The 4,650-nt window shown below is 37.0% G+C and carries 5 protein-coding genes; 1 reads left to right on the top strand and 4 read right to left on the bottom strand.

Features of this window, described 5'->3' with window-relative positions:
* The 4 genes from AC1DND_RS23130 to surE all read right to left on the bottom strand — a co-directional run.
* On the bottom strand, positions 1-577 hold a 577-nt coding region (locus AC1DND_RS23130; RefSeq protein WP_477584941.1), incomplete at its 3' end, for a LacI family DNA-binding transcriptional regulator.
* Positions 578-823: 246 nt separating this feature from the next.
* Positions 824-1,669, bottom strand: a complete 846-nt coding sequence (gene lpxB, locus AC1DND_RS23135) for a lipid-A-disaccharide synthase (RefSeq protein WP_477584942.1) — start codon at positions 1,667-1,669, stop codon at positions 824-826.
* Between the two features lie 11 nt (positions 1,670-1,680).
* Positions 1,681-1,941: a stationary phase survival protein SurE gene (locus AC1DND_RS23140; RefSeq protein WP_245235043.1), complete on the bottom strand. Its 261-nt coding sequence runs from the start codon at positions 1,939-1,941 to the stop codon at positions 1,681-1,683.
* 24 nt (positions 1,942-1,965) lie between these two features.
* The gene (surE, locus tag AC1DND_RS23145; RefSeq protein WP_477584943.1) at positions 1,966-2,811 is read right to left on the bottom strand and encodes a 5'/3'-nucleotidase SurE; all 846 of its coding nucleotides are present in this window, start codon (positions 2,809-2,811) and stop codon (positions 1,966-1,968) included.
* 222 nt (positions 2,812-3,033) lie between these two features.
* Here surE and AC1DND_RS23150 point away from each other — a divergent pair.
* Positions 3,034-4,650 (top strand): M16 family metallopeptidase (locus tag AC1DND_RS23150; RefSeq protein ID WP_477584944.1); only part of this gene is annotated, 1,617 nt, incomplete at its 3' end.

Here is a 4,650-nt window from a genome sequence, read left to right on the forward strand (position 1 = left end):
CATTTATATCAGTGGTAACCAAGGCTATATTCTTTTTACCCTGATCGATAAAACTCTGTATGGACTGGTGCGAGGCATTAAAATGATCTGCTCCAACATAACTGGTATTAATGTCTGACAAATTTCTATCGAACAGGATTACAGGGTTTCCATCATCCAGGAGCATTTGTATATCTTCTTCTATTCCTTTTATTGGAGAAATGATATAGGCATCAACTTTTCGCGATTTGAACATGTTGATCAGTTCCTTTGCTTTGTCGATGCTGTTTTCTGTACTGGAATAAATAATTTTATAGCCTCTTTTATAGGCTTTATCTTCGATTAACCTTGCAATCCTCGAGAAGAATGAATTGGAAATATCTTCGATAATTAAGCCGATGATATTGGAGTTACCAGTTCTTAAGCTTCTTGCAATCTGATTAGGCTTATAACCGCTTTCTTCGATAATTTTTTCAACTTTCTCTATTACTGCCTCGCTTATCGATTTCTCTTTTGCTTTACCGTTAATAATGAATGAAACTGTGGTAATGGATACATTTGCTTTTACGGCTATATCTTTAATAGAAAGCGATTTCATCTGGTTGGATTTCTTTAAGTTAATCAATTCAAAGCTAAATAAAAATTGCAGCTTTTAAATTTTTGCCCATTATAAAGACGCAATTTAACATTTTTTATGTTAATCGTTTTAGAAACACTTGTTAAAGGATGGTTCAATGTAAATATGAAAGCTTAAAACAACAAAAGGCACCATTAAAGCGTCTTTTGTATCAAAATTAATATCCTGTATAAATAAATAAGTTCATAATCAGGCCCCTCTATCCTGTTAAATTGTTTTGTGCAGATAGGTCGTAATTAATCTGGCCGTTTTTGCCGAAGCGCCGGGTTTTCCCATAAGTAAAAGCAACTCATCATAATGTTTTAACATCTCACTCCTGCCCTCCCCTGTTAAGATAATTTTGAGTTCTCCGTTCACCTTTTGGGTGTTACAATCTTCCTGGATAAGTTCGGTTACAATCTTCTTGTTTACAATAAGATTAACCAATGAAATAAACTTAATTTTCACCAACATCCTGGCAATGGCAATTGAAATGGTTCCGCCCTTATAAACAACCACTTGTGGCACTTTAAACAAAGCAGTTTCTAGCGTAGCTGTTCCTGAAGCTACAATTGCAGCATGCGCATGGTGCAATAAATTATAGGTACTGTTAAAAAGCAGATGAACTTTTTTATCTCCCGTAAACCGGCGATAATAACTTTCGGTAAAGGTTGGTGCGGCTGCTATGGCGAAAATATAATCGGGATGGTTTTCGGTAATGCTCAACATCACCGGGAGTAAACGTTCTATTTCCTGCTTGCGGCTACCAGGCAACAGGGCGATAATTTTTCCATCTCCTAATTGATGGTTTTCGCGAAAATTTAGATCTGGAGTAAATTGCGCAATTTCGTCTAATAATGGGTTGCCTACATAATCTACCTGCATGCCCCATTCTTTGTAGAAATCTACTTCGAAAGGTAAGATGCAGAACATATGATCGACAACCTTTTTGATTTTCAGCACCCGTTTTTGGTTCCATGCCCAAACTTTAGGTGAAATATAATAACATACTTTAATACCATTGGCCGGAAAGATTGCTTCACCCAGCTCACCATCCCCTTCTTCAGTTCGCAATGACGCCTGTTTTAAAAAACTTTATAAGCAAAAAATACAAAAGCGCATAAAAACGTTGCGGCCAATATACCCCTGCCAATATTTTCTTTATTGTATTTAAAAAAGTATTGCATGGTATAGGCATTTATTGCAATACCACCAATATATAACAAATCTGCTTTAGCAAGGGAAGCAACATGGGTAATGATGTACCAGGCAATGGAACAAAATATTGCCGGCACAAGCAAACCAATGCCCAAACCTATCCATACAGAATTATTTAATCTTTTCAATCGATCAATCATAATGGCAAGCGCTTAACCTAAATTTATGCCATCTGGCGCTGAAACTTTAGTGCCGGTACTTGTAGATTTAGCAGCATTGTTGCCAATAAAATCCCAACTGTTTATTGCTTGTATCGCATGGTGTGCCGTTAAATCAAACTGGACCGGGACAATAGAAATATAATTGTTTTCCAATGCCCAAACATCGGTATCTTCTCCTTTATCGAAATTTTCAAAAACACCGGTTAGCCAATAGTATGGTCGTTTGTAAGGATCAGTTCTTTCATCAAATTCTTCCATCCACTTTGCATTGGCCTGACGGCAAACTTTAACGCCTTTTAGCTGATCGCCTTTTGGGAAATTCACATTTAAAAGGGTTCCTTCTGGTAAACCATTCACCAAAACCTGCTCACAGATGTTTTTAATGTATTTTTTGGTATGACTAAAATCGGCATCGGCTGCAAAATCATCTAAAGAGAAACCAATAGAGGGGATTTTTTCTATCGCGCCTTCCACCGCTGCAGACATGGTACCTGAATAAAGTACATTAATCGAATTATTTAGTCCATGGTTAATTCCTGAAACGCATAAATCAGGTTTTTTACCTTTAAAAATCTTATTTACAGCAATTTTAACACAATCAACCGGGGTTCCACTGCATTTGTACATTTCTACACCGGCATAAAGATCAACCTTATCAAAACGGATCGGTTTACCTATGGTAATGGCATGCCCCATTCCGCTTTGCGGACTATCTGGCGCAACCACCACTACATTGCCCAGCTCCTGCATTACCTCCATTAAATTTTTGATGCCTGTAGCTGTAATGCCATCATCATTTACAACTAAAATATTTGGTTTTGTGCCCTGCTTTGTCATGTCGGTAAAAATACAGATTATAAATTCAAGGCACAATAAAGCATGGTTTATATGCAAAAATCATTTATTCCTAGATTTTTAGTTTTGAAATCAAAATTATTTCATTCCCTGCCAGAAAGCATATATATTTGGATAAATAACTTATTAAAAATGAAGGCTGTATTTGAGATCACGCTTAAACCAACAGGTACGCACTCATTATCATAAACCAAAACCAATTCAATGAAATTCAAACTATTTACTTTGGCTTGTTTTCTATTTACAGGTGCTTTAGCGAAGGCGCAAACAACCTATCAATGGAAAACAGGAACATCTGGTGGCTTTAGCTACAGGTATGTAACCAACGATCCGACCAAAACACGTTTTTATACACTAAAAAACGGTTTGACAGTAATTTTATCCCAGAACAATAAAGAGCCAAATATTACCTATAAAATGGCGGTAAGAGCGGGCAGTAATACCGATCCGCGTACCAATACCGGCCTGGCGCATTATTTAGAACACCTTTTATTTAAAGGAACGGATAAATTTGGAACCTTAAATTATGCCAAAGAAAAACCACTTTTAGATAAGATCGAGGCACTTTACGAAACATACAACAAAACTACCGATCCGGCTAAACGTAAAGAGATTTATAAAGAAATTGATAAAACTTCGGGCGAAGCTTCTAATTATTCTATCGCAAACGAATACGATAAAATGATGAAATCGATCGGGAGCAACTCTACCAACGCCCACACCTCGGTAGAAGAAACCGTTTACGAGGAAGATCTTCCATCAAACGCCATTGATAAATTTTTGGCCGTACAGGCAGAACGTTTCCGCGCCCCTGTTTTCCGTATCTTCCATACAGAGTTAGAAGCTGTGTACGAAGAAAAAAACATCGGTATGGATAACGATGGCCGTAAAATGTATGAGAAAATGCTGTATGCTTTGTTCCCAACACATAACTACGGACAACAAACCACCATTGGTACCATTGAACATTTAAAAAATCCATCTTTAATCGAAATCAGAAAATATTACAACAAATATTATGTGCCTAATAATATGGCCCTAATTATGAGTGGCGATATTAATTATGATGATTTAATTAAAAAAATCGATAAAGATTTTGCCTTCATGGTTCCAAAACCATTTTCACTCTACAACCCTGCTCCAGAAAAACCATTAACGCAGGTTCAAACGGTTGACATTTACGGTCCAAGTGCCGAAAATTTATACGTTGCCTATAGAGGTTTTGCTCAAAATACACACCAAAGCTTACTACTGGATTTAATCGGCAGCATTTTAGCCAACGGTAAAGCGGGTTTAATGGATATCAACATCAATAAACAGCAAAAAATGTTGAGGGCAAGCGCTGGTTATAACTCGATGAAAGATTATGGAATCTTCATCTTATCTGGCTCACCTAAAGCCGGACAAAGTTTAGAAGAAGCGCAAAAATTATTGTTAGAGCAGGTAGAACTCCTTAAAAAAGGCGAATTCGACGAAAGTTTGATTAAAGCAACTGTTGCAAACATCAAATTGGCAGAGTTACAAAGTTTCGATAATAACGATGTGCGTGCAGATTTCGCGATGAATGCCTTTATCCAAAACCGTGGTACGGAGTGGGATAAAACCCTGGCATCAACCGATGCAATGGCTAAAGTAACCAAAAAGGAAATTGTAGATTTTGCCAATAAATTTTTCGTCAACAACTATGTTTCTATCTTAAAACATAAAGGCGAAGATAAAAGCATCGTTAAAGTAGAAAAGCCAGCCATTACCGCGGTAAAAACCAATGTTAATGAGGTTTCTCCATTTACGAAAGACATTATTGCTGCACCGGTAAAACCC

The organism is Pedobacter sp. 01N416 (genome assembly GCF_056399685.1).